This is a genomic window from Enterobacter cloacae complex sp. 2022EL-00981, assembly GCF_028737495.1.
Classification (GTDB): Bacteria; Pseudomonadota; Gammaproteobacteria; order Enterobacterales; family Enterobacteriaceae; genus Enterobacter; species Enterobacter cloacae.
In genome coordinates this window covers 22,300-45,158 of the sequence record NZ_JAQZRK010000021.1, presented here as the reverse complement: position 1 = coordinate 45,158, position 22,859 = coordinate 22,300, and the positions used below count along the sequence as shown (strand labels likewise).

24 protein-coding genes and 3 tRNA genes are annotated in these 22,859 nt (G+C 55.0%); 14 read left to right on the top strand and 13 right to left on the bottom strand.

Translation table 11 applies throughout. The features are described 5' to 3' along the window. Positions 1-245: 245 nt before the first annotated feature. The 4 genes from PUZ33_RS17270 to orn form a co-directional block, all read right to left on the bottom strand. Positions 246-321, bottom strand: a tRNA-Gly gene (locus tag PUZ33_RS17270). A gap of 45 nt (positions 322-366) precedes the next feature. Continuing rightward, a tRNA-Gly gene (locus tag PUZ33_RS17265) sits at positions 367-442 on the bottom strand. A 45-nt stretch (positions 443-487) separates the two neighbouring features. Further along, positions 488-563, bottom strand: a tRNA-Gly gene (locus PUZ33_RS17260). 196 nt (positions 564-759) lie between these two features. Next, on the bottom strand, positions 760-1,305 hold the full coding sequence (gene orn, locus PUZ33_RS17255; protein ID WP_013095280.1) for an oligoribonuclease: 546 nt from the start codon (positions 1,303-1,305) through the stop codon (positions 760-762). A gap of 107 nt (positions 1,306-1,412) precedes the next feature. On the opposite strand from orn, the gene rsgA reads away from it, so the two are divergent. The 3 genes from rsgA (at position 1,413) to mscM (ending at position 6,873) form a co-directional block, all read left to right on the top strand. Beyond that, positions 1,413-2,465 (top strand): small ribosomal subunit biogenesis GTPase RsgA, encoded by a 1,053-nt coding sequence (gene rsgA / locus PUZ33_RS17250; protein WP_013095279.1) that lies wholly within the window; start codon positions 1,413-1,415, stop codon positions 2,463-2,465. Positions 2,466-2,561: 96 nt separating this feature from the next. Beyond that, complete coding sequence (asd, locus tag PUZ33_RS17245; RefSeq protein WP_013095278.1) at positions 2,562-3,530, top strand: archaetidylserine decarboxylase; 969 nt, start codon at positions 2,562-2,564, stop codon at positions 3,528-3,530. 19 nt (positions 3,531-3,549) lie between these two features. After that, on the top strand, positions 3,550-6,873 hold the full coding sequence (gene mscM, locus PUZ33_RS17240) for a miniconductance mechanosensitive channel MscM (protein WP_029883866.1): 3,324 nt from the start codon (positions 3,550-3,552) through the stop codon (positions 6,871-6,873). 43 nt (positions 6,874-6,916) lie between these two features. On the opposite strand, the gene epmA is transcribed toward mscM, so the two are convergent. Further along, on the bottom strand, positions 6,917-7,894 hold the full coding sequence (gene epmA, locus PUZ33_RS17235; RefSeq protein WP_014830371.1) for an elongation factor P--(R)-beta-lysine ligase: 978 nt from the start codon (positions 7,892-7,894) through the stop codon (positions 6,917-6,919). A gap of 309 nt (positions 7,895-8,203) precedes the next feature. Between epmA and frdA the strand changes: the two genes are divergently transcribed. Genes frdA through frdD form a run of 4 tightly spaced genes read left to right on the top strand, consistent with a single transcriptional unit; the run spans position 8,204 to position 11,497 of the window. Beyond that, positions 8,204-9,994, top strand: coding sequence for a fumarate reductase (quinol) flavoprotein subunit (frdA, locus tag PUZ33_RS17230; RefSeq protein ID WP_013095275.1), 1,791 nt, complete (start codon positions 8,204-8,206; stop codon positions 9,992-9,994). Further along, on the top strand, positions 9,987-10,721 hold the full coding sequence (gene frdB / locus PUZ33_RS17225) for a fumarate reductase iron-sulfur protein (RefSeq protein ID WP_013095274.1): 735 nt from the start codon (positions 9,987-9,989) through the stop codon (positions 10,719-10,721). The genes frdA and frdB overlap by 8 nt, the downstream gene beginning before the upstream one ends. Positions 10,722-10,731: 10 nt before the next feature. After that, positions 10,732-11,127: a fumarate reductase subunit FrdC gene (gene frdC / locus PUZ33_RS17220; protein WP_013095273.1), complete on the top strand. Its 396-nt coding sequence runs from the start codon at positions 10,732-10,734 to the stop codon at positions 11,125-11,127. A 10-nt stretch (positions 11,128-11,137) separates the two neighbouring features. Continuing rightward, complete coding sequence (gene frdD, locus PUZ33_RS17215) at positions 11,138-11,497, top strand: fumarate reductase subunit FrdD (RefSeq protein ID WP_013095272.1); 360 nt, start codon at positions 11,138-11,140, stop codon at positions 11,495-11,497. Between the two features lie 29 nt (positions 11,498-11,526). On the opposite strand, the gene ampR is transcribed toward frdD, so the two are convergent. Next, positions 11,527-12,402, bottom strand: a complete 876-nt coding sequence (gene ampR, locus PUZ33_RS17210) for a LysR family transcriptional regulator AmpR (protein WP_058680759.1) — start codon at positions 12,400-12,402, stop codon at positions 11,527-11,529. 132 nt (positions 12,403-12,534) lie between these two features. Between ampR and PUZ33_RS17205 the strand changes: the two genes are divergently transcribed. Continuing rightward, a complete protein-coding gene (locus PUZ33_RS17205; RefSeq protein WP_058680758.1) occupies positions 12,535-13,680 on the top strand; it encodes a class C beta-lactamase CMH-20 in 1,146 nt (381 codons plus the stop codon). Between the two features lie 107 nt (positions 13,681-13,787). Then, on the top strand, positions 13,788-14,318 hold the full coding sequence (locus PUZ33_RS17200) for a lipocalin family protein (RefSeq protein ID WP_013095269.1): 531 nt from the start codon (positions 13,788-13,790) through the stop codon (positions 14,316-14,318). Here PUZ33_RS17200 and sugE read toward each other — a convergent pair. Beyond that, the gene (gene sugE, locus PUZ33_RS17195) at positions 14,315-14,632 is read right to left on the bottom strand and encodes a quaternary ammonium compound efflux SMR transporter SugE (protein ID WP_013095268.1); all 318 of its coding nucleotides are present in this window, start codon (positions 14,630-14,632) and stop codon (positions 14,315-14,317) included. The genes PUZ33_RS17200 and sugE overlap by 4 nt on opposite strands. Before the next feature lie 262 nt (positions 14,633-14,894). Between sugE and PUZ33_RS17190 the strand changes: the two genes are divergently transcribed. Continuing rightward, positions 14,895-15,494, top strand: coding sequence for a LuxR C-terminal-related transcriptional regulator (locus tag PUZ33_RS17190; RefSeq protein ID WP_058680757.1), 600 nt, complete (start codon positions 14,895-14,897; stop codon positions 15,492-15,494). A gap of 37 nt (positions 15,495-15,531) precedes the next feature. On the opposite strand, the gene ecnB is transcribed toward PUZ33_RS17190, so the two are convergent. The 3 genes from ecnB to efp all read right to left on the bottom strand — a co-directional run bounded on the left by ecnB (position 15,532) and on the right by efp (position 16,532). Further along, entirely contained in the window at positions 15,532-15,678 is a 147-nt protein-coding gene (gene ecnB / locus PUZ33_RS17185) for a lipoprotein toxin entericidin B (RefSeq protein WP_003025482.1), read from the bottom strand. 108 nt (positions 15,679-15,786) lie between these two features. Next, positions 15,787-15,918 carry an entericidin A/B family lipoprotein gene (locus PUZ33_RS17180; protein ID WP_013095266.1) on the bottom strand — a complete coding sequence of 44 codons (132 nt, stop codon included), beginning with the start codon at positions 15,916-15,918 and terminating at the stop codon, positions 15,787-15,789. Positions 15,919-15,965: 47 nt separating this feature from the next. Beyond that, positions 15,966-16,532 carry an elongation factor P gene (efp, locus tag PUZ33_RS17175; protein ID WP_014830362.1) on the bottom strand — a complete coding sequence of 189 codons (567 nt, stop codon included), beginning with the start codon at positions 16,530-16,532 and terminating at the stop codon, positions 15,966-15,968. A 40-nt stretch (positions 16,533-16,572) separates the two neighbouring features. On the opposite strand from efp, the gene epmB reads away from it, so the two are divergent. Beyond that, entirely contained in the window at positions 16,573-17,601 is a 1,029-nt protein-coding gene (epmB, locus tag PUZ33_RS17170) for an EF-P beta-lysylation protein EpmB (RefSeq protein WP_020688987.1), read from the top strand. 47 nt (positions 17,602-17,648) lie between these two features. Here the strand turns inward: epmB and PUZ33_RS17165 are convergent, their stop codons facing one another. Beyond that, positions 17,649-18,002: a DUF4156 domain-containing protein gene (locus tag PUZ33_RS17165; RefSeq protein WP_013095263.1), complete on the bottom strand. Its 354-nt coding sequence runs from the start codon at positions 18,000-18,002 to the stop codon at positions 17,649-17,651. 254 nt (positions 18,003-18,256) lie between these two features. On the opposite strand from PUZ33_RS17165, the gene PUZ33_RS17160 reads away from it, so the two are divergent. Continuing rightward, positions 18,257-18,934: a nucleoside recognition domain-containing protein gene (locus PUZ33_RS17160; RefSeq protein ID WP_058683206.1), complete on the top strand. Its 678-nt coding sequence runs from the start codon at positions 18,257-18,259 to the stop codon at positions 18,932-18,934. Further along, entirely contained in the window at positions 18,915-19,376 is a 462-nt protein-coding gene (locus tag PUZ33_RS17155; RefSeq protein ID WP_023622425.1) for a YjiG family protein, read from the top strand. Before PUZ33_RS17160 ends, PUZ33_RS17155 begins: the two co-directional genes overlap by 20 nt. Before the next feature lie 86 nt (positions 19,377-19,462). Here the strand turns inward: PUZ33_RS17155 and groL are convergent, their stop codons facing one another. After that, positions 19,463-21,109, bottom strand: coding sequence for a chaperonin GroEL (groL, locus tag PUZ33_RS17150; protein WP_013095260.1), 1,647 nt, complete (start codon positions 21,107-21,109; stop codon positions 19,463-19,465). 39 nt (positions 21,110-21,148) lie between these two features. Next, on the bottom strand, positions 21,149-21,442 hold the full coding sequence (locus PUZ33_RS17145; protein ID WP_003855929.1) for a co-chaperone GroES: 294 nt from the start codon (positions 21,440-21,442) through the stop codon (positions 21,149-21,151). Positions 21,443-21,620: 178 nt separating this feature from the next. Here PUZ33_RS17145 and yjeH point away from each other — a divergent pair, with 178 nt between their 5' ends. Continuing rightward, positions 21,621-22,841, top strand: a complete 1,221-nt coding sequence (gene yjeH / locus PUZ33_RS17140) for an L-methionine/branched-chain amino acid transporter (RefSeq protein ID WP_058680770.1) — start codon at positions 21,621-21,623, stop codon at positions 22,839-22,841. Positions 22,842-22,859 lie beyond the last annotated feature (18 nt).

Here is a 22,859-nt window from a genome sequence, read left to right as displayed (position 1 = left end):
TACAAACTCAAGCAGCATCAGGGCTGGAGATGAGGTCAAGTGATCTCAATAACATTGAGAAATCAAATTTTCTCAAGCATATACAGTAAGTTACAGAGATACTATTCACCCTGCTAACTTTTCACACGGTTTCGGTCATACCCAAAATCTGTGGATAACTCTGTTTACAAGAGTATTTCGGAAGTAATAGAAAACGTCCCCAACGCATCTTACCGCTGTGGATATTTTTGATATCAAGAAGAATTTGGAGCGGGAAACGAGACTCGAACTCGCGACCCCGACCTTGGCAAGGTCGTGCTCTACCAACTGAGCTATTCCCGCTTGGGTGTTCTGAAGCTGTGCGTATCTTGCGATACTTTCAAATTTTGGAGCGGGAAACGAGACTCGAACTCGCGACCCCGACCTTGGCAAGGTCGTGCTCTACCAACTGAGCTATTCCCGCTTGGGTGTTCTGGTGCTGGCGTATCTTGCGATACTTTTCAAATTTTGGAGCGGGAAACGAGACTCGAACTCGCGACCCCGACCTTGGCAAGGTCGTGCTCTACCAACTGAGCTATTCCCGCAAATTTGTACTGCTTTTGTTGCTGTCGTAACGCGTATTTCTCTGTCGTTACGGGAGGCGCATTATACGAGAAATCCTTTTAGCTGCAACCCCCCTCAACGCGATTTTTTCGAAAATCAGTTCAAATGCTTATTTAATCGGCAAGCTGAACAATTTAACGACAAAAACCCGGCCACGCAAGGCGCCAGGTCTCAAAATCACAGCTTAATAAAGTTTTCGCGATAGTACGCCAGCTCCGCGACGGACTCACGGATATCGTCCATCGCCTGATGCGTACCCTGCTTTTTAAAACCATCGAGGATTTCGGGTTTCCAGCGGCGCGCCAGCTCTTTGAGGGTGCTCACGTCCAGATAACGGTAGTGGAAGTAAGACTCCAGCTCCGGCATGTACTTAAACAGGAAACGACGATCCTGGCCAATGCTATTACCGCAGATAGGGGATTTGCCCGCCGGGACCCACTGTTTCAGAAACTCAAGCGTCGCCAGCTCCGCCTCGCGGTCGCCCATCGTGCTCGCCTTCACTCGTTCAACCAGCCCGCTGCCGGTGTGGGTACGCACGTTCCACTCATCCATCAACGCCAGCTGATCGTCGGACTGGTGCACCGCAATGGTTGGCCCTTCCGCCAGAATATTCAGGTTTGCATCGGTAACCAGCGTGGCAATCTCAATAATGCGATCGCGCTCGGGATCCAGCCCGGTCATTTCAAGATCGATCCAAATCAGGTTGTTTTCATCCGCGCTCATGTTATTTTCCACCCTTCTCGCATAACCGGCTGTAGCAGGTTAACTAGTATTAATTAGAGTGTATCATAGAGGTTTTGCCCCTTACGGGCGACCAGGAGCCAGCGCGATTGAGTAAAAATAAACTCTCCAAAGGGCAGCAGCGCCGCGTGAATGCCAATCACCAGCGCCGCCTTAAAACCACTTCGGAGAAGGTCGATTACGACGACAACCTGTTTGGTGAACCGACGGAAGGCGTCGTCATCAGCCGTTTCGGTATGCATGCCGACGTGGAATCCGCCGACGGTGAGATCCACCGTTGCAACATTCGACGGACTATTCGTTCGCTGGTCACCGGCGATCGCGTTGTCTGGCGTCCAGGTAAAGAGGCGGCGGAAGGCGTAACGGTCAAAGGTATCGTTGAAGCGGTTCACGAGCGCACGTCGGTACTTACCCGTCCCGATTTCTACGACGGGGTAAAACCCATTGCCGCCAATATCAACCAGATCGTCATCGTCTCGGCGATTTTGCCCGAGCTGTCGCTCAATATTATCGACCGCTACCTTGTTGCCTGCGAAACGTTACAGGTTGAGCCAATCATTGTTCTGAACAAGATCGATCTGCTGGATGATGAAGGTATGGACTTCGTGAATGAGCAGATGGATATCTACCGCAAGATCGGTTATCGCGTACTGATGGTCTCCAGCTACACCAAAGATGGCCTGAAACCCTTAGAAGAAGCGCTGACCGGGCGCATCAGTATCTTTGCGGGTCAGTCCGGCGTGGGGAAATCCAGCCTGCTGAATAATCTTCTCGGTCTCCAGCAAGAAATTCTGACTAACGATGTCTCTGATGTCTCGGGCCTGGGCCAGCACACCACTACCGCTTCTCGTCTCTACCACTTCCCGCATGGCGGCGATGTGATTGACTCTCCGGGCGTGCGCGAATTCGGTTTGTGGCACCTTGAGCCGGAACAAATCTTCAACGGATTTGTCGAATTCCATGACTATTTAGGGGCTTGCAAATACCGGGACTGTAAACACGATAACGACCCGGGCTGTGCCATCCGCGAAGCGGTCGAGAAAGGTGAGATTGCGGAGACCCGCTTTGATAACTACCACCGCATTCTTGAGAGCATGGATCAGGTAAAAACGCGTAAAAACTTTTCTGATTCTGATAACTGACAACTAAGCTAAGCATCGCTAAAATCGTCCCCTTTTTTCAGGTTCCGGCTGATTACAGCCGGATCAGGAACGACAAAAAATGGCCTGGAGGCTACCTTGTTAAACGCATTTAAACTTTCGCTTCAATACATTCTGCCAAAACTGTGGCTCACTCGCCTGGCGGGCTGGGGCGCGAGCAAACGAGCGGGCTGGCTGACCAAACTGGTCATCGACCTTTTCGTAAAATATTACAAGGTCGACATGAAAGAGGCGCAGAAGCCAGATACCGCCAGCTATCGCACCTTCAACGAATTCTTCGTGCGCCCACTGCGCGACGAAGTCCGCCCGGTTGATACCGATCCTAACGTGCTGGTCATGCCTGCGGATGGCGTGATTAGCCAGTTGGGTAACATCGAAGACGACAAAATCCTGCAGGCAAAAGGCCACAACTACAGCCTGGAAGCGCTGCTGGCGGGTAACTACCTGATGGCGGATCTGTTCCGCAACGGCACTTTCGCCACCACCTATCTCTCTCCGCGTGACTATCACCGCGTGCACATGCCGTGCAACGGGATCCTGCGTGAAATGATCTACGTGCCGGGCGATCTGTTCTCCGTGAACCACCTGACCGCGCAAAACGTTCCCAACCTGTTCGCGCGTAACGAACGCGTCATCTGCCTGTTTGATACTGAGTTTGGCCCAATGGCGCAGATTCTGGTGGGTGCAACGATTGTCGGCAGCATCGAAACGGTCTGGGCTGGAACCATCACCCCACCACGTGAAGGCGTGATCAAACGCTGGACCTGGCCTGCCGGTGAAGAAGAAGGCGCGGTCGCTCTGCTGAAAGGCCAGGAGATGGGTCGCTTCAAGCTGGGTTCCACGGTTATCAACCTCTTTGCCCCTGGCAAAGTGAAGCTGGCTGAACAGCTCCAGAGCCTGTCAGTCACCAAACTCGGCCAGCCGCTGGCGGTCTCGACTGAACCTTTCGTGACGCCGGACGCAGAGCCTGCACCGCTCCCGGAAGAAGAGATCAAGGCCGAACTTGACGCCAGCCCGCTGGTTGACGACAAAAAAGACGAAGGCTAACAACAGAAGGAACGCTGACGTGCGCCCGATTATCGTACTACTGATGGCCTGGTGCCTCAGCATGGGGGCGTACGCAGCGACAGCCCCCGACGCAAAACAGATAACCCAGGAACTGGAGCAGGCGAAAGCGGCAAAACCCGCTCAGCCAGAGACCGTGGAGTCGCTCCAGTCTGCACTGAATGCGCTTGAGGAGCGGAAAGGCTCCCTTGAGCGCGCTCAGCAATATCAGCAGGTTATCGACAACTTCCCCAAACTCTCGCAAACGCTACGCAATCAGTTGAGCAATCTGCGCGATGAACCGCGCGATGTGCCTGCTGGCATGACCTCTGACGCGTTGAATCAGGAGATCCTGCAGGTTAGCAGTCAGCTTCTGGAAAAGAGTCGTCTGGCACAGCAGGAGCAGGAACGCGCACGTGAAATCGCCGACTCGCTGAGCCAGCTTCCGCAACAGCAAACCGATGCCCGCCGTCAGCTCAACGAGGTTGAGCGCCGCATCGGTACCCAAACGGGTAACACGCCGCAAAACCAGGCGCAAAATCTTTCTCTTCAGGCTGAATCAGCCAGACTTAAAGCACTGGTCGATGAACTGGAGCTGGCGCAGCTCTCGGCAAACAACCGCCAGGAGCTGTCGCGGATGCGCTCCGAGCTGGCGCAAAAGCAGAGCGAACAGCTCGATGCTTACCTGCAGGCTTTACGTAATCAACTTAACAGCCAGCGCCAGCGTGAAGCAGAGCGCGCGCTGGAAAGCACCGAGCTGCTGGCAGAAAACAGCGATAACCTGCCAGCGGGCATCGTTGACCAGTTTAAGGTTAACCGTGAGCTCTCTGCTGCACTGAATCAGCAGGCGCAGCGTATGGATCTGGTGGCGTCCCAGCAACGTCAGGCCACCAATCAAACCCTTCAGGTTCGCCAGGCGCTCAACACCCTGCGCGAGCAGTCTCAGTGGCTGGGCTCGTCCAACCTGCTGGGAGAAGCATTACGCGCCCAGGTTTCACGCCTGCCGGAGATGCCAAAACCGCAGCAGCTGGATACCGAGATGGCGCAGCTGCGTGTTCAACGCCTGCACTATGAAGACCTTCTCAATAAACAGCCGCAAATCCGCCAGATCCGTCAGGCCGATGGGCAGCCTCTCACCAGCGAGCAAAACCGTATTCTGGAAGCCCAGTTGCGGACCCAGCGCGAGCTGCTGAACTCCCTGTTACAGGGCGGGGATACGCTGATTCTGGAGCTGACCAAGCTGAAGGTCTCCAACAGTCAGCTGGAAGATGCGCTGAAAGAGGTGAACGAGGCAACGCACCGTTATCTCTTCTGGACCTCTGACGTGCGCCCAATGACCTTCTCATGGCCAATCGAGATCGTTCAGGATCTGCGCCGTTTGATCTCGCTAGATACCTTTAGCCAGCTTGGAAAAGCCAGCGTGATGATGCTCACCAGCAAAGAGACCATTTTCCCTCTTCTGGGCGCGTTGATTCTGGTGGGCTTTAGCATTTACTCACGCAGACACTTCACCCGCTTCCTGGAACGCTCCAGCGCCCGGGTGGGTAAGGTTACGCAGGATCACTTCTGGCTGACGCTGCGTACCGTGTTCTGGTCAATACTTGTCGCCTCGCCGCTGCCGGTCCTGTGGATGACGCTCGGTTATGGCCTGCGGGAGGCCTGGCCCTACCCGCTCGCGGTCGCCATTGGCGATGGCGTGACCGCTACCGTCCCCCTGCTGTGGGTAGTGATGATTTGCGCCACGTTTGCGCGACCGAATGGTCTGTTCATTGCTCACTTTGGCTGGCCGCGTAACCGCGTGGCGCGCGCCATGCGTTACTACCTGATGAGCATCGGGCTGATTGTGCCGCTGATTATGGCGCTGATCATGTTTGATAATCTCAATGACCGGGAGTTTTCGGGCTCGCTGGGCCGTCTCTGCTTTATGTTGATATGCGGTGCGCTGGCCATCGTCACGCTCAGCCTGAAACGGGCTGGTATACCGCTCTATCTGGATAAAACCGGCAGCGGCGACAACATGTTTAACCGCATGCTCTGGAACCTGCTGCTGTGCGCCCCCCTGGTTGCCATGCTGGCAGCGGCGGTGGGTTACCTGGCGACCTCGCAGGCACTGCTGGCGCGACTGGAAACCTCCGTTGCCATCTGGTTCCTGCTGCTGGTGATCTATCACGTCATCCGCCGGGGGATGTTGATCCAGCGACGCCGTCTGGCGTTTGACCGCGCCAAGCACCGTCGGGCAGAGATCCTCGCCCAGCGTGCGCGGGGCGAGGATGAGCCAAACCACGTCAACAGCACCGAAGGCACGATAGATGCGGACGAGGTTGAGCTGGATCTCGACGCAATCAGCACCCAGTCTCTGCGTCTGGTACGCTCCATCCTGATGCTGATTGCGCTGCTGTCGGTGATCTTCCTGTGGTCAGAAATCCACTCCGCGTTTGGTTTCCTGGAGAACATCTCGCTGTGGGATGTGACGTCCACGGTGCAGGGTGTGGAGAGCCTGGAGCCCATAACCTTAGGTGCGGTGCTGATTGCCATTCTGGTGTTGATCATCACCACGCAGCTGGTGCGTAATTTCCCGGCACTGCTGGAGCTGGCGCTGTTGCAGCACCTGGATTTAACCCCCGGTACGGGCTATGCCATTACCACCATCACCAAATACCTGATTCTGCTCTTTGGCGGGATGGTTGGATTCTCCATGATTGGTATTGAGTGGTCTAAATTGCAGTGGCTGGTTGCCGCACTGACGTTTGGTCTGGGCTTTGGCATGCAGGAGATTTTCGCTAACTTTGTGTCCGGCCTGATTATCCTGTTTGAAAAACCGATTCGTATTGGCGATACGGTGACGATCCGCGATCTGACAGGCAGCATCACCAAAATCAACACCCGCGCCACCACGATCAGCGACTGGGATCGCAAAGAGATCATCGTGCCCAACAAGGCGTTTATCACCGAGCAGTTTATCAACTGGTCGCTGTCAGACTCCGTCACGCGTGTGGTGCTGACGGTACCGGCGCCCTCGGATGCCAACAGTGAAGAGGTCACACAGATCCTCTACACCGCCGCCGAACGCTGCACGCTGGTCCTTGATAACCCGGCGCCGGAAGTGTTCCTGGTCGATCTCCAGCAAGGTATCCAGATTTTCGAATTGCGTATTTACGCCGCCGAAATGGGGCACCGTATGCCGCTGCGCCATGAGATCCACCAGCTGATTCTGGCTGGCTTCCGTGAGCACGGTATTGATATGCCGTTCCCACCGTTCCAGATGCGTCTGGAAAGCCTGGACGGACTTAAGACAGGAAAAACATTAACCTCTGCGGCGCGTAAACGCCCGGCGGGGAGTTTGTAAGCCAGCCAGTACCCCCTCTCCCATGGGAGAGGGGGTACTGCCGTCAGGCTCGATCGACGGTAAAAGCAATCACATCACCCAGCTGTTCCGCGCCCAGCGCCAGCATCACCAGACGATCCACACCCAACGCCACGCCAGAACAATCCGGCAGACCCGCTTTCAGGGCCTCCAGCAGGTTAGTATCAATAGGCTGCTGCGGCAGACCGCGCGCGGCGCGCTTGCGGTTATCCTGCTCAAAACGCTGCTGCTGTTCGCGGGCGTCGGTCAGTTCGTGGAAGCCATTCGCCAGCTCAATGCCCTTGTAATAGACCTCAAAACGCTCCGCCACGCGGTGATCTTCAGTGCTGATCTGCGCCAGAGAAGCCTGGCTTGCCGGGAAGTGGTAGACGAAAGTCGGACGATCTTTGCCAATCTGCGGTTCAACCCCAAAGGTGAAGAGCAGTTGCAGCAGCGTGTCGCGATCTTCTTCAGTATCCGCCACGTTGCTCAGATCCAGTTTTGCCGCGACTTCGCGCAGCTGGGTTTTATCCGCTGACAGTGGATCAATTTCCAGATAACGCTGGAAAGCCTGCTGATAAGAGAGCGTTTCCGCTTCTGAGCAGTCGAGAACCTGTTGCAGCAGATCGTCCACCTCGTTCATCAGGCGGTACATATCGTAATGCGGACGGTACCACTCCAGCATGGTGAATTCCGGATTATGGTGACGCCCCATCTCTTCATTACGGAAACTGCGGCACAACTGATACACCGGGCCACACCCTGCCGCCAGCAGGCGTTTCATGTGGTATTCCGGGCTGGTCATCAGCCAGAGGTTCATGCCCTGTGAATGGCCGGGGCCAACAAAACGGGTTTCAAACGGCACCAGATGAATATCCGTTACCGTAGCCTGACTCATGCACGGCGTTTCCACCTCAAGGACTCCGCGGTCGGCAAAGAAGCGGCGGATCTCCGCCATAATTGCAGCGCGTTTCAGCAGATTGGGGATGGATGCGCTCGGCTGCCAGGTGGCCGTTTCGCTCATGGGTAATTCTCCGATTTCAGACAAGGGCACGAAGTCTACTCGTTAGCACGGACAGAGACAAATTTTGCGCAATAAAAATCGCATTTCATTTAGGGCAACTATCACGTGACGAAATTCATCATTCACGATGATAAATCACCGCACAGAACAGCAAAAAAATCGAACACGTCAAATTTCCCTGCCATTCGCGCGGTTATACTTCTTTACCCATAAAGGAGCAGTGGAAACGCTTTCGCAATCGTCCTTGCGGACAGGTGGGCTACCTTTAGTTTATCGCGTTGCGAAATAACAAAAATCTGGAGGAATGTCGTGCAAACTTTTCAAGCCGATCTTGCCGTAATAGGCGCTGGCGGGGCTGGATTACGTGCTGCGATTGCTGCAGCACAGGCTAATCCCAACGCTAAAATCGCACTGATTTCAAAAGTCTATCCGATGCGCAGCCACACGGTTGCCGCAGAAGGAGGATCCGCCGCCGTTGCGCAGGATCATGACAGCTTCGAATACCATTTCCACGACACGGTTGCAGGGGGCGACTGGCTTTGCGAACAGGATGTCGTTGACTACTTTGTACACCACTGTCCAACGGAGATGACCCAGCTTGAACAGTGGGGATGCCCGTGGAGCCGCCGTCCGGACGGCAGTGTTAACGTTCGCCGCTTCGGCGGAATGAAAATCGAACGCACCTGGTTTGCCGCCGATAAGACCGGCTTCCACATGCTGCATACCCTGTTCCAGACCTCCCTTCAGTTCCCACAAATTCAGCGATTTGACGAACATTTTGTCCTCGATATTCTGGTCGATGACGGTCATGCGCGCGGTCTGGTGGCGATGAACATGATGGAAGGCACGCTCGTGCAGATCCGCGCTAACGCGGTGGTGATGGCAACGGGCGGTGCGGGCCGGGTTTACCGTTACAACACCAACGGCGGCATCGTCACCGGTGACGGTATGGGCATGGCGCTCAGCCACGGCGTGCCGCTGCGCGATATGGAATTTGTCCAGTATCACCCTACCGGCCTGCCGGGTTCCGGCATTCTGATGACGGAAGGTTGCCGCGGCGAAGGCGGTATTCTGGTCAACAAGAATGGCTACCGTTATCTGCAGGATTACGGCATGGGCCCGGAAACGCCGCTCGGTGAGCCGAAAAACAAATACATGGAACTCGGCCCGCGCGACAAAGTGTCTCAGGCCTTCTGGCATGAGTGGCGCAAAGGCAACACGATCTCCACGCCGCGTGGCGATGTGGTCTACCTCGATCTGCGTCACCTCGGCGAGAAGAAACTGCTGGAACGGCTGCCGTTCATCTGCGAGCTGGCAAAAGCCTACGTGGGTGTCGACCCGGTGAAAGAGCCGATTCCGGTACGCCCAACAGCGCACTACACCATGGGTGGGATCGAAACCGACCAGCAGTGTGAAACGCGCATCAAAGGGTTGTTCGCCGTCGGCGAATGCTCCTCTGTCGGCCTGCACGGTGCCAACCGTCTCGGGTCAAACTCGCTGGCGGAGCTGGTTGTCTTTGGCCGCATGGCGGGCGAACGCGCGATGGAGCGTGCCGCAACGGCGGGCGAAGCCAACGGCGCAGCACTGGACGCGCAGGTCGCTGACGTAGAGAAACGGCTGAAGGATCTGGTCAACCAGGAAGGCAACGAAAACTGGTCGAAAATCCGCGACGAAATGGGCATGTCGATGGAAGAGGGCTGCGGTATCTACCGTACACCAGAGCTGATGCAGAAAACTGTCGATAAGCTGGCGGAACTGCAGGAGCGTTTCAAACGCGTGCGCATCACCGACACCTCCAGCGTGTTCAACACCGACCTGCTTTATACCATCGAGCTCGGTCACGGCCTGAACGTCGCGGAATGTATGGCGCACTCTGCGCTGGCGCGCAAAGAGTCACGCGGGGCGCATCAGCGTCTTGATGAGGGCTGCACCGAGCGTGACGACGTCAATTTCCTGAAACACACCCTCGCCTGGCGCGACGCGGATGGCACCACTCGTCTGGACTACAGCGACGTGAAGATCACAACGCTGCCACCGGCTAAACGCGTTTACGGCGCAGAAGCAGAAGCCGCCGAGAAGAAGGAGAAGGCGAATGGCTGAGATGCAAACACTGAAAGTTGAAGTGGTGCGCTACAACCCGGAAGTGGACACCGCGCCACACAGCGCTTTCTATGAAGTGCCTTATGACGAGCAAACCTCTCTGCTGGATGCGCTCGGCTATATCAAGGATAACCTGGCACCGGACCTGAGCTACCGCTGGTCCTGCCGCATGGCCATCTGCGGCTCCTGCGGCATGATGGTGAACAAAGTACCGAAACTGGCCTGTAAAACCTTCCTGCGTGATTACACCAAAGGCATCAAGGTTGAAGCGCTGGGCAACTTCCCGATTGAGCGCGATCTGGTGGTCGATATGACCCACTTTATCGAAAGCCTGGAAGCCATTAAGCCGTACATCATTGGCAACCCGCGCACGCCGGATCAGGGACCGAATACCCAGACACCCGCCCAGATGGCGAAATACCATCAGTTCTCCGGGTGCATCAACTGCGGTCTTTGCTACGCCGCGTGTCCACAGTTTGGCCTGAACCCTGAGTTCATCGGCCCGGCGGCGATCACGCTGGCGCACCGCTACAACGAGGATAGCCGCGACCACGGTAAAAAAGAACGTATGCCGCAGCTTAACAGCCAGAACGGCGTCTGGAGCTGTACTTTTGTGGGCTACTGCTCCGAAGTCTGTCCGAAGCACGTCGACCCGGCCGCCGCTATTCAGCAGGGTAAAGTGGAAAGCTCGAAAGACTTTCTTATCGCCACCCTGAAACCACGCTAAGGAGTGCATGATGACGACTAAACGCAAAGCCTACGTGCGGCCGATGCCGTCCACCTGGTGGAAGAAACTGCCGTTTTATCGCTTCTATATGCTGCGTGAAGGCACTGCGGTGCCTGCGGTCTGGTTCAGCCTTGAACTGATGTATGGCGTCTTTGCCCTCAAACATGGTCCTGAAACCTGGGCCAGTTTTGTCGGGTTCCTGCAAAACCCGATCATCGTGATCCTGAACCTGATTGTGCTCGCAGCCGCCCTGCTTCATACCAAAACCTGGTTTGAACTGGCGCCAAAAGCGGCGAATATTATCGTAAAAGGCGAGAAAATGGGGCCAGAGCCGGTCATTAAAGGGCTTTGGGCAGTGACGGCAGTGGTCTCTGTGGTCATTCTGTTTGTCGCACTGTTCTGGTAAGGAGACTATTGTGATCAATCCAAATCCAAAACGTTCAGACGAGCCGGTCTTCTGGGGCCTCTTTGGCGCAGGAGGCATGTGGAGTGCCATCATTGCGCCTGTCATTATCCTGCTGGTCGGCATTATGCTGCCGCTGGGTCTGTTCCCCGGTGATGCGCTGAGCTATGAGCGCGTCCTGGCATTTGCAGGTAGTTTTATTGGTCGGGTATTCATCTTCCTGATGATTGTCCTGCCGCTGTGGTGCGGCCTGCACCGTATCCATCATGCGATGCATGATCTTAAGATCCACGTACCGAGCGGTAAATGGGTGTTCTACGGTCTGGCAACCATCCTGACCGTGGTCACACTGATTGCCGTAGTCACTATCTGACACACCAGGCCCGCCCTCCGGCGGGCCTGTTATTTCTGCATCTTCCCCACCAGCCACTGAGCAAATTCACGCATTGCCGGGGTTTGGGCGCGTGACTGCAGCCGCGTTAGCCAGTAACTGCCAAGATCAATCTGCGTCGTAAACGGCTGCACAATGCGCTCGCTGTTCAGCAGATGGGTAAACATATCGACAGGGGCGATAGCAATGCCTGTGCCTGCCTGTGCGGCCTCCAGCATAGTGACCGACGAATCAAACACCATCACCCGATGCGTGGGTGAAGGCGGGTTTTCTCCGGCGGCCTGCATCCAGGCTGTCCACTCGTCGCGCCGGTAAGAGCGCAGCAGGGTAAACTTCAGGATATCGGCAGGGGTGTGCAGCGCGGCTGCAATGTCAGGCGTGCAAAGTGGTGCCAGCGGCGCTGAACAGAGGAACGTCGCCTCCGTGCCGTGCCACGCTCCCCCACCGTAGCGAATGGTGTAATCAAGCCCCTCAGCTGCCGGATCGACGCGATTGTTGTGCGTGGAAAGCTGAAGATCGATATGCGGATAACTGCGACGGAAATCATCCAGCTGTGAGAATAACACCCCAGTGGCAAAGGTCCCCACCACGCCAATTTTCAGCTTCTCCTGCGCCCGATGGTTAGCAAAGCGATCCAGCATGCCTGCGATACGATCGAAGGAGTCATTCAGCACCGGCAGCAGATTCTCGCCTTCGGTGGTTAACATCAACCCGCGCGAAACGCGGACAAACAGCTGGCAGTTAAGGTGTTGTTCCAGTGCCTTCACGTGCTGGCTAATCGCGGAATGGGTCACATTCAGCTCAATCGCGGCATAAGTAAAACTGAGGTGCCTGGCGGCGGCTTCGAACGCCCGAAGCGAATTAAGAGGGAGATAGCTGCGTGTCATGGTCCCTTCCGTTAGAAAAATTAACAGCTAATGCTAAATTTAACCGTTTGTCAGCCTCAGTCAAATCACCCAGACTACGAACGTCTGACGGGCCCGGACATCCCCTTGACTCGCTATTACGGAAGATAACTGATGATGAAAAAATCCCTAAGCTGCGCCCTGCTGCTCAGCGTTGCCTGCTCTGCTTTTGCCGCGCCGATGTCAGAAAAACAGCTGGCTGACGTCGTGGAACGTACCGTTACGCCCCTGATGAAGGCGCAGGCCATACCCGGTATGGCCGTGGCCGTCATTTATCAGGGCCAGCCACACTATTTTACTTTCGGTAAAGCAGACGTTGCGGCGAATAAGCCCGTCACGCCGCAAACCTTATTTGAGCTGGGCTCCGTCAGTAAAACCTTCACTGGCGTGCTGGGTGGCGATGCCATTGCCCGCAAAGAGATTTCGCTGGCCGACCCGGTCACAAAATATTGGCCTGAATTGACGGGCAAGCAGTGGCAAGGCATTCGCCTGCTAGACCTGGCAACCTATACCGCAGGCGGATTGCCGTTGCAGGTACCGGATGCTGTCACCGATAACGCCTCTCTGCTGCGTTTCTACCAGTCCTGGCAGCCAAAGTGGGCCCCGGGTACCACGCGTCTGTACGCCAACACCAGCATCGGTTTGTTTGGCTCACTGGCTGTGAAACTGTCCGGCATGCGCTTCGAGCAGGCCATGGCGGAGCGGGTCTTTAAGCCCCTGAAACTCAACCATACGTGGATAAACGTTCCACACGCTGAAGAGTCGCACTACGCATGGGGTTATCGTGAGGGAAAAGCGGTCCACGTTTCGCCTGGTATGCTGGATGCAGAAGCCTATGGCGTGAAATCTAACGTCAAAGATATGGCGAGCTGGGTGATGGCCAATATGGCACCTGAGACACTCCCGCAGTCCACTCTGCAGCAGGGTATTGCGCTGGCGCAGTCTCGCTACTGGCGCGTGGGTGCCATGTATCAAGGGTTAGGCTGGGAGATGCTCAACTGGCCGGTCGATGCCAAAACCGTGGTGGATGGCAGCGATAATAAGGTTGCACTGGCGCCGTTGCCGGTCGCAGAAGTGAATCCTCCGGCTCCGCCAGTAAAAGCCTCCTGGGTGCATAAAACGGGCTCTACGGGTGGGTTTGGCAGCTACGTGGCGTTTATTCCTGAAAAGCAGATCGGTATTGTGATGCTCGCAAATAAAAGCTATCCGAACCCGGTACGGGTGGAAACGGCTTACCGTATTCTCGAGACGCTACAGTAAACCATTGCCGGGTGGCGGCTTCGCTTACCCGGCGAAACACTCCGCACAATCTTCCGCAATTTCCCTGCTGTCATCTACACTTAACAAAAAACAGTAAGGAAACTCCTATGCGCATTCTGCCTGTTATCGCCGCGGTGACAGCCGCGTTTTTAGTGGTTGCCTGCAGTTCCCCTACCCCTCCCTCCGGCGTCACTGTTGTAAGTAATTTCGACGCTCAACGTTTCCTCGGAACCTGGTATGAAATCGCCCGGCTCGACCATCGGTTTGAGCGGGGGTTAGAGAAAGTCACAGCACATTACAGTTCGATGGACGACGGGGGTATTCAGGTGATCAACCGTGGATACAATCCGGATCGGCAGATGTGGCAACAGTCGACGGGAAAAGCGTACTTTACCGGCGACCCGCGCCGGGCCGCGCTAAAAGTCTCGTTCTTTGGCCCGTTCTATGGCGGGTACAATGTCATCGCCCTCGACAGAGAGTACCGCCATGCGCTGGTCTGCGGGCCGGATCGCGACTATTTATGGATACTCTCCCGCACGCCGACCATTTCGTCAGAGATGAAACAGCAGATGCTGGACGTTGCGACCCGGCAAGGGTTTGATGTGTCAAAACTCATCTGGGTAGAACAACCGCATTAGTGGGCGCTGAGTTTCAGCCCAATAATACCGCACACAATCAACGCGAGGCTGGCGATACGCGCCAGACTCGCCGACTCTCCCAGCAGCAAAATCCCGGTAATCGCTGCGCCCACTGCACCAATGCCCGTCCAGACAGCATAGGCCGTCCCCACCGGCAAAGAGCGCATCGCCCAGGAGAGCAGCACAATACTCACAATCATGGCGGTAACGGTAATCACGCTGGGTGTCAGGCGGGTAAATCCGTGGGTGTACTTCAGACCAATTGCCCAAACCACTTCGAGCAGACCGGCGATAACAAGAATAATCCAGGACATTTCAGGCTCCTTAACTTAACTGCAAGTTGGGGCCGTCCCCGGTGAACGAAACGCTTACGGGTCGTCCCGTAAGGCATAGATTAGGTCACTTATTTTGGTTAACGAACGATTTTTTTTCAATCCCTTTGTGCTGAACCTGTTAAGGCAAGAAATAGCCTCAGTATGGCGCGTAGTTCAGGCATTTATCACTCATCCGACTTCTCTATCATGATGTGCTTTCTGATGGCAGGAAGCCAAACCACTAGCCGACTGCGAATCTATTATGTTCAAAATTCTTTTGATTGACCGATGTCACTTCACACGCGCGGGGTTTGAAGCATGGCTCAATCATTCCGGTTTGTTTCCCGGGCACTTCGTCGTGACCGGGCTGAATAATCTCATCCTCGCCAGAGAGCATATTCTGCAGTGGGATCCATCGGTGGTTATCGCCGATCTGCACGGCTTTATGCAGGACATTCATCATTTCCAGCAGCTTTCTTCCCTGCTGAACGCCAGTGAAAAAGTGCCTTTCATTTTGCTGCAGTCGGGGGAAGATAAAGAGATGGCAGGCTTTCTGTCACAATTCCCGATATGGGCTTCGCTTACCAAAAATGTCGCACTGGAGATGCTGGCGACGGTCATCAACGACGCCCTGACAACTCGCGCAAGCGTTGAGATCCCTGCGGTCGCGGCCCCTCTGCTCACTCGCCAGGAGGAGAAGGTGTTGACGCTGTGGATGGATGGCGCAAGCAATCAGAAGATTGCCACTCACCTGAGTATCAATGGAAAAACGGTCTATACCTATAAGCGAAATATCCGCATGAAATTGCATATGGATACGCGCTTTTCCCCGTTTTTATCTCTGCAGGAATCAGAAAACTGACGGTACGAAACCCGTCCGGGCCCGTACCGTTTTTAAATTACTGCTGAGCTTTTGTTGCCGCGCCGGAGATTGCGCTACCGCCTTCAGAAATGTCCTGACCAACGCCGCGCGTGGTATTACAGGCCGTTAACACTGAAGAAAGTACCAGAACTGAAAAGATCGCTGCAATTGTCTTCTTAACCATAATATCTTCCTTTTATAGCCAGAGTTGTTTTGTGTATAGCAACTTAAGAATAGACAAGATCCCGCCAGTTGACGGAAAAGGAAGCATTTTTAGGAAAATTAGACGGGATTAGCTGGCGGCGTGAGAAATGATATGGCCGAGATCCTGGATATCCTCCCCCATTCCACGTGTGGTATTACAGCCGGAAAGCAACGCGCTGGACAGCGCTAACAGAAGCAGAATTTTAACGGTGCGTTTCATCATCCCTGCCTGCAAAAATCAGGCGCAGCAACGCTGCGCCTTAACACTTACTTCACGCGAGATACGTATTCGCCGGAGCGGGTATCCACTTTGATCACTTCGCCAGTCTGTACGAACAGTGGCACTTTAACCACGGCACCGGTAGACAGTTTCGCTGGCTTACCACCTGTACCGGCGGTGTCACCTTTCAGACCTGGGTCAGTTTCAACGATTTCCAGTTCAACGAAGTTCGGTGGGGTAACCGCGATAGGCTGGCCGTTCCACAGGGTCACGATGCACTCAGCCTGATCCAGCAGCCATTTGTCGCTATCGCCAATGGCTTTAGCGTCAGCAGACAGCTGTTCGAACGTTTCGTTGTTCATGAAGTGCCAGAACTCACCGTCGTTGTACAGGTAAGTCAGGTTCATATCGACAACATCAGCGCCTTCAGCGGAGTCAGTAGACTTGAAGGTTTTTTCGACACGGGTACCGGTCAGCAGGCGGCGCAGCTTAACGCGTGCAAATGCCTGGCCTTTACCTGGTTTAACGAATTCGCTGGCTTCAACCGCATACGGTTCGCCGTCCAACATGATTTTAAGACCAGCACGAAAATCGTTGCTATAGTACGTTGCCATAAGGCCCTCTAAATTTGTTAACTGGTAGCTTAGCCACAAAATGGCGCATATTGTAACCCTAAACACCCCGTCCAGAGAAGATTGGTTATCGCAACTTGCCGATGTAATCACCAGTCCTGATGAATTACTGCGTCTTCTTGAGCTCGAACAGCATACCGATTTGCTGGCTGGCCGGGAGGCGAAGCGGCTTTTCGCCCTGCGCGTTCCCCGCGCGTTTGTTGCCCGTATGGAGAAAGGCAATCCTGACGATCCATTATTAAAACAGACGCTTACCGCACAGGAAGAGTTCATTACGGCACCGGGCTATAGCACCGATCCGCTGGAAGAGCAGAACAGCGTGGTACCCGGTTTGCTGCACAAGTATCTGAACCGTGCGCTGCTGCTGGTGAAAGGTGGCTGTGCGGTAAATTGCCGTTATTGCTTCCGTCGACACTTCCCGTATGCCGAAAATCAGGGCAATAAACGCAACTGGCAGGTCGCGCTGGACTATATCGCCGCCCATTCTGAGCTGGATGAGATCATTTTTTCCGGTGGCGATCCGCTGATGGCGAAAGATCATGAGCTGGACTGGCTGCTGACCCAGCTTGAAGCCATTCCGCATATTAAGCGCCTGCGCATACACAGCCGTCTGCCGATTGTTATTCCGGCACGTATCACTGACGGACTGGTCTCACGCCTGGAGCAGTCCCGCCTGCAGGTGCTGCTGGTGAACCATATCAATCACGCCAATGAAATTGATGATGCATTTCGTGCGGCAATGGTGCGTTTACGCAAGGCAGGCGTGACGCTTCTGAACCAGAGCGTGCTGCTGCGCGGCGTAAATGATAATGCCCGCGTGCTGGCGGACCTCAGCAATGCGCTGTTTGATGCGGGAGTGATGCCCTATTACCTGCACGTGCTGGATCGCGTTCAGGGTGCGGCCCATTTCATGGTGACGGATGAAGAAGCCCGGCAGATCGTGCGTGAACTGTTAACGCTGGTGTCAGGCTATATGGTGCCGAAGCTGGCACGTGAGATTGGCGGTGAACCGAGCAAGACGCCGCTGGATTTGCAGCTAAGACAGAGCTAGTTTCCCCTCAGCCTAACCCTCTCCCGGTGGGAGAGGGAAAAAGGCAATCAGTTCGGGCACTTATAGACCTGGCCATTCATCTGGCTGGCGGTTGGCACGAAGCTGGATAACATTCCCTGCGTCGGGCTGCTTACCCCGTAAATCACGTTGCCACCCATCGCCGCGGCCTGGTTACGCAAGGCATTGGCCGCGCCACGCATAGAGCCGCCCTCTTCGCCGTGCTGACCCGACATCCAGTTGCTTTGCTCACCGGTTGCCGTGCCTAAAAACTGGCACTCGTTACCCGGCTTATCTTCCACAAAGCGAACGCCCTGACCCGCTGCAGTCAGCTCATTGCTGGAGCTACAACCCGCCAGCAGCAATGCTGCTCCTACAATCCCTGCACAGACTTTTACGCGCATGTTATTCCTCGTTTTCAATAAGCTGGACAGTAGTTGTCCGTGTGTAAACCTTATACTAAAAAGATGACCAAAAGAAAAACCTCCGTGCGTTTCTGCGAGATATCAAGCACGAATGGTGCCTTCGCCTCCCCTAAATGAATTCTGATAATCACCCCGCGGATATCGTTTTTTTATGCTTTTTCGTTTTTAGTGACAGGCCACCGGCTTATTTTTTGCGCGTGTGGTGACAGGGAAACATAAAAACAGGAGGCAACATGAGTGAAGTATCCCCGAAACAGGGGAAAGTGACGTGGGTAGGGTATCTCGCTTTCTTTCTAACCATCATTTTCTTTTCTGGCTTTTTCGCCAAAGCCACCGAATGGTGGCGAGTCTTTGATTTCACCGTACTGAACGGCACATTTGGTCAGGTTAACGGCGAAGGCGCCGCAAGCGTCTCTTTTCGCGGCACAGGCGGTACCGGCGCAAAAGATGGCTTTCTGTTTGCGCTGGAACTGGCACCGTCTGTTATTTTGTCGCTGGGCATCATTTCAGTGACCGAAGGGCTGGGCGGGCTGCGGGCGGCACAGCAATTGATGACGCCCGTTTTGAAACCGTTGCTGGGCATTCCAGGCATTTGTTCTCTGGCGCTTATCGCCAATTTGCAAAACACCGATGCGGCTGCAGGTATGACCAAAGAGCTCGCCGATGAAGGCGTTATCAGCGACAGGGAACGAGCGATTTTCGCCACCTTTCAGACCAGCGGTAGCGCAATTATCACCAATTACTTCTCGTCCGGCGCGGCGCTGTTCACCAGCATCACCGTGCCGGTTATCACCCCGCTGGCAGTGATTCTTGTCTTTAAATTTATAGGTGCCAATTTTCTCAGAGCATGGATTGCGCATATGGAAACCCGTCAGATCAAGGAGAGAGAAGATGACCGCCGAAGTGCGTAAAAACCTGATGGATCTCTTTATCGACGGCGCTCGCCGTGGCTTTACCATCGCCACCACCAGCCTGCTGCCAAACGTCGTAATGGCCTTTGTGATCATCCAGGCGCTGAAGGTAACAGGATTGCTGGATATCGTTGGCCGCGTTTGCGAGCCGATTATGGCGCTGTGGGGGCTGCCCGGAGAAGCCGCCACCGTGTTGCTGGCGTCGGTGATGAGCATGGGCGGTGGCGTGGGCGTCTGCGCAAGCCTGGTGGTGGCAGGGTCGCTCAGCGGGCATGACGCCACCGTACTGCTTCCGGCTATCTATCTGATGGGTAATCCGGTGCAAAACACCGGCCGCTGTCTCGGTACGGCAGGGGTAAACCCTAAATACTATCCGCATATTATTGGCGTCTGCGTAATTAACGCTCTGCTCTCTATGTGGGTCATGCAACTGCTGTTCTAAAACAAAAAACCCCGGACAGCGATGCCCGGGGTTTTTTATTAAGAGGTAGCGCCCAACGCCTGATGGCTGCCGGGCGAAGGGGGCAATTACATCATGCCGCCCATTCCACCCATGCCGCCCATGCCACCAGCAGCACCTAAGTCAGGTGCGTCGCCTTTAGGCAGGTCGGTCACCATGCACTCGGTAGTGATCATCAGGCCAGCTACAGATGCCGCATACTGCAGAGCAGAACGGGTCACTTTAGTTGGATCCAGGATACCGAAGTCGATCATGTTGCCGTATTCTTCTGTTGCCGCGTTGTAACCGTAGTTACCTTCGCCCGCTTTCACGTTGTTGGTAACAACAGATGGCTCTTCACCGGCGTTGGAAACGATCTGACGCAGAGGCGCTTCCATCGCGCGCAGCGCAACTTTGATACCCACGTTCTGGTCTTCGTTCTGACCGGACAGGCCAGCCAGTTTGGCGGCAACACGCACCAGCGCAACACCACCACCAGCAACCACGCCTTCTTCTACCGCAGCACGGGTCGCGTGCAGGGCATCGTCAACGCGTGCTTTTTTCTCTTTCATTTCAACTTCGGTAGCCGCACCGACTTTGATTACCGCAACGCCGCCTGCCAGTTTCGCTACGCGCTCCTGCAGTTTTTCACGGTCGTAATCAGACGTTGCTTCTTCAATTTGCTTACGGATCTGAGCAACACGGCCCTGAATAGCGGACTCTTCACCTACGCCATCGATGATGGTGGTGGTGTCTTTGTTGATCACAACACGTTTCGCCTGGCCCAGGTCTTCCAGGGTCGCTTTTTCCAGCTCCATACCGATCTCTTCAGAGATTACAGTACCACCGGTCAGGGTAGCGATGTCCTGCAGCATAGCTTTACGACGGTCGCCGAAGCCAGGTGCTTTAACCGCAGCCACTTTCACGATGCCACGCATGGTGTTAACCACCAGGGTCGCCAGCGCTTCGCCTTCAACGTCTTCAGCGATGATAACCAGTGGCTTGCCTGCTTTCGCAACGGCTTCCAGCACTGGCAGCATTTCGCGGATGTTGGAAACTTTCTTATCTGCCAGCAGGATGAATGGGCTTTCCAGCTCAACAGCGCCAGTTTCTGGCTTGTTGATGAAGTATGGGGACAGGTAACCGCGGTCAAACTGCATACCTTCAACCACGTCCAGTTCGTCTTCCAGACCGGTACCGTCTTCAACGGTGATCACGCCTTCTTTACCGACTTTGTCCATCGCTTCAGCGATCAGTTTACCTACGGTTTCGTCGGAGTTAGCGGAGATGGTACCTACCTGAGCAATCGCTTTAGAGTCAGAGCATGGTACGGACAGCGCTTTCAGTTCTTCAACAGCGGACGCGACAGCTTTGTCGATACCACGTTTCAGATCCATTGGGTTCATGCCCGCAGCAACGGCTTTCAGACCTTCAGTGATGATTGCCTGCGCCAGTACGGTCGCGGTGGTGGTACCGTCGCCCGCAGCGTCGTTCGCTTTAGAGGCCACTTCTTTCACCATCTGCGCGCCCATGTTTTCGAACTTGTCTTCCAGCTCGATTTCACGTGCAACGGAAACACCATCTTTGGTGATGGTTGGCGCGCCGAAGGATTTATCCAGCACTACGTTACGGCCTTTCGGGCCCAGGGTGACTTTCACTGCGTCTGCCAGTACGTTTACGCCGCGGAGCATTTTTACACGAGCGTCGTTACCGAATTTTACGTCTTTAGCTGCCATGTTCTTATTTCCTCAAATTCGTACAGTTTCGTGCGTTAATTACGCTTCAACAATTGCCAGAATGTCGCTCTCGGACATGATCAACACTTCTTCATTGTCGATCTTCTCGGATTTCACGCCGTAGCCATCGTTGAAAATGACGATGTCACCAACTTTAACGTCCAGTGGCTGCACAGTTCCGTTTTCCAGGATGCGGCCCTTACCGACAGCGATGATTTCGCCACGCGTTGATTTTGCTGCTGCAGAACCCGTCAGAACGATGCCGCCAGCAGACTTGGTTTCAACTTCTTTACGTTTGACGATCACACGATCATGTAACGGACGAATACTCATTGATAGCTCTCCTTTGAGAAAGTCATTATCAGTTATGGATGACGCCGGGCCGCACACGGTTTTCCGGCTAGTGCCCTGAGAGATGGGGATAGCTTTTTACCCCTTCAAGGGGGAGTCGAAAAAAAATTTGCGAAAGTGTTACCATCGGCTCTCTTTGAATGGTGGCGGGACGATGTCAATGAGTGGACTCAAACAGGAGTTGGGGCTGGCGCAGGGGGTCGGCCTGCTCTCAACCTCCTTGTTAGGAACAGGGGTGTTTGCGGTGCCCGCACTGGCGGCGTTGGTTGCCGATAATAACAGCCTGTGGGCGTGGCCGGTGCTGATTGTGCTGGTGTTCCCGGTTGCGATCGTGTTCGCCATTCTGGGAAGGCATTTTCCCAGCGCGGGCGGCGTGGCGCACTTTGTCGGCATGGCGTTTGGCCCACGACTGGAGCGCGTCACCGGCTGGCTGTTCCTTTCCGTCATTCCGGTTGGTCTGCCTGCGGCGTTGCATATCGCAACCGGCTTTGGGCAAGCGCTCTTCGGCTGGCATGACGAAGCACTGCTGCTGGCTGAGCTGGGTACGCTGGCTATCGTCTGGTGGGTGGGCTCACGCGGGGCCAGTTCCAGCGCTAACCTGCAGACGATCGTCGCGGTGCTGATTGTCGCGCTCATCGCCGCTATCTGGTGGGCGGGAGATATTCGCGTCGAGGAGATCCCCTTCCCGGCCATCACCGATATCAATCATGCGCAGCTCTTCGCTGCGCTGTCAGTCATGTTCTGGTGTTTTGTCGGTCTGGAAGCGTTCGCCCATCTGGCGTCGGAGTTTAAGCATCCCGAGCGCGATTTTCCGCGAGCCCTGATGATTGGCCTGTTGGTCGCAGGCACGGTTTACTGGGCCTGTACTGTGCTGGTGCTGCACTTCGACGCCTTTGGCGCAGATAAAGCAGCCGCCGCTTCGCTGCCGGGTATCGTGGTGCAACTGTTTGGCGTAAAAGCGCTGTGGGTGGCCTGTGTGATTGGCTATCTGGCCTGTTTTGCCAGCCTCAATATTTACATCCAGAGCTTTGCGCGGCTGGTGTGGTCTCAGGCGCGTAATAAACCGCAGAGCCGTCTTGCGCAGTTGTCTAAACGGCAGTTGCCGTTAAATGCGCTGAATCTCGTGCTGGGAAGTTGCGTCGTGAGCACGTTGTGCATTTACGCGCTTAAGATCAATCTGGATGCGCTAATCATCTATGCCAACGGCATATTTATTATGATCTACCTGCTGTGCATGCTGGCGGGTTGTCGTCTGTTGAAGGGTCGCTATAAAGCACTGGCCGTTGTCGGGGGAGTGCTTTGCCTGCTGTTGCTGATGATGGTGGGATGGAAGAGTATGTACGCCGTCGTCATGCTGGCAGGGCTGTGGGTGGCGCTTTAGTCGCGCCCGGTAAGCGAA

Excerpts from the sequence above, each read along its gene's own strand:
- orn (WP_013095280.1), bottom strand. The coding sequence starts at position 1,305 with ATGAGCGCGGATGAAAACAACCTGATTTGGATCGATCTTGAAATGACC.
- epmA (WP_014830371.1), bottom strand. The coding sequence starts at position 7,894 with ATGAGCGAAACGGCCACCTGGCAGCCGAGCGCATCCATCCCCAATCTG.
- frdB (WP_013095274.1), top strand. The coding sequence starts at position 9,987 with ATGGCTGAGATGCAAACACTGAAAGTTGAAGTGGTGCGCTACAACCCG.
- frdC (WP_013095273.1), top strand. The coding sequence starts at position 10,732 with ATGACGACTAAACGCAAAGCCTACGTGCGGCCGATGCCGTCCACCTGG.
- ampR (WP_058680759.1), bottom strand. The coding sequence starts at position 12,402 with ATGACACGCAGCTATCTCCCTCTTAATTCGCTTCGGGCGTTCGAAGCC.
- PUZ33_RS17205 (WP_058680758.1), top strand. The coding sequence starts at position 12,535 with ATGATGAAAAAATCCCTAAGCTGCGCCCTGCTGCTCAGCGTTGCCTGC.
- PUZ33_RS17200 (WP_013095269.1), top strand. The coding sequence starts at position 13,788 with ATGCGCATTCTGCCTGTTATCGCCGCGGTGACAGCCGCGTTTTTAGTG.
- sugE (WP_013095268.1), bottom strand. The coding sequence starts at position 14,632 with ATGTCCTGGATTATTCTTGTTATCGCCGGTCTGCTCGAAGTGGTTTGG.
- PUZ33_RS17190 (WP_058680757.1), top strand. The coding sequence starts at position 14,895 with ATGTTCAAAATTCTTTTGATTGACCGATGTCACTTCACACGCGCGGGG.
- ecnB (WP_003025482.1), bottom strand. The coding sequence starts at position 15,678 with ATGGTTAAGAAGACAATTGCAGCGATCTTTTCAGTTCTGGTACTTTCT.
- PUZ33_RS17180 (WP_013095266.1), bottom strand. The coding sequence starts at position 15,918 with ATGAAACGCACCGTTAAAATTCTGCTTCTGTTAGCGCTGTCCAGCGCG.
- efp (WP_014830362.1), bottom strand. The coding sequence starts at position 16,532 with ATGGCAACGTACTATAGCAACGATTTTCGTGCTGGTCTTAAAATCATG.
- epmB (WP_020688987.1), top strand. The coding sequence starts at position 16,573 with ATGGCGCATATTGTAACCCTAAACACCCCGTCCAGAGAAGATTGGTTA.
- PUZ33_RS17165 (WP_013095263.1), bottom strand. The coding sequence starts at position 18,002 with ATGCGCGTAAAAGTCTGTGCAGGGATTGTAGGAGCAGCATTGCTGCTG.
- PUZ33_RS17160 (WP_058683206.1), top strand. The coding sequence starts at position 18,257 with ATGAGTGAAGTATCCCCGAAACAGGGGAAAGTGACGTGGGTAGGGTAT.
- PUZ33_RS17155 (WP_023622425.1), top strand. The coding sequence starts at position 18,915 with ATGACCGCCGAAGTGCGTAAAAACCTGATGGATCTCTTTATCGACGGC.
- groL (WP_013095260.1), bottom strand. The coding sequence starts at position 21,109 with ATGGCAGCTAAAGACGTAAAATTCGGTAACGACGCTCGTGTAAAAATG.
- PUZ33_RS17145 (WP_003855929.1), bottom strand. The coding sequence starts at position 21,442 with ATGAGTATTCGTCCGTTACATGATCGTGTGATCGTCAAACGTAAAGAA.
- yjeH (WP_058680770.1), top strand. The coding sequence starts at position 21,621 with ATGAGTGGACTCAAACAGGAGTTGGGGCTGGCGCAGGGGGTCGGCCTG.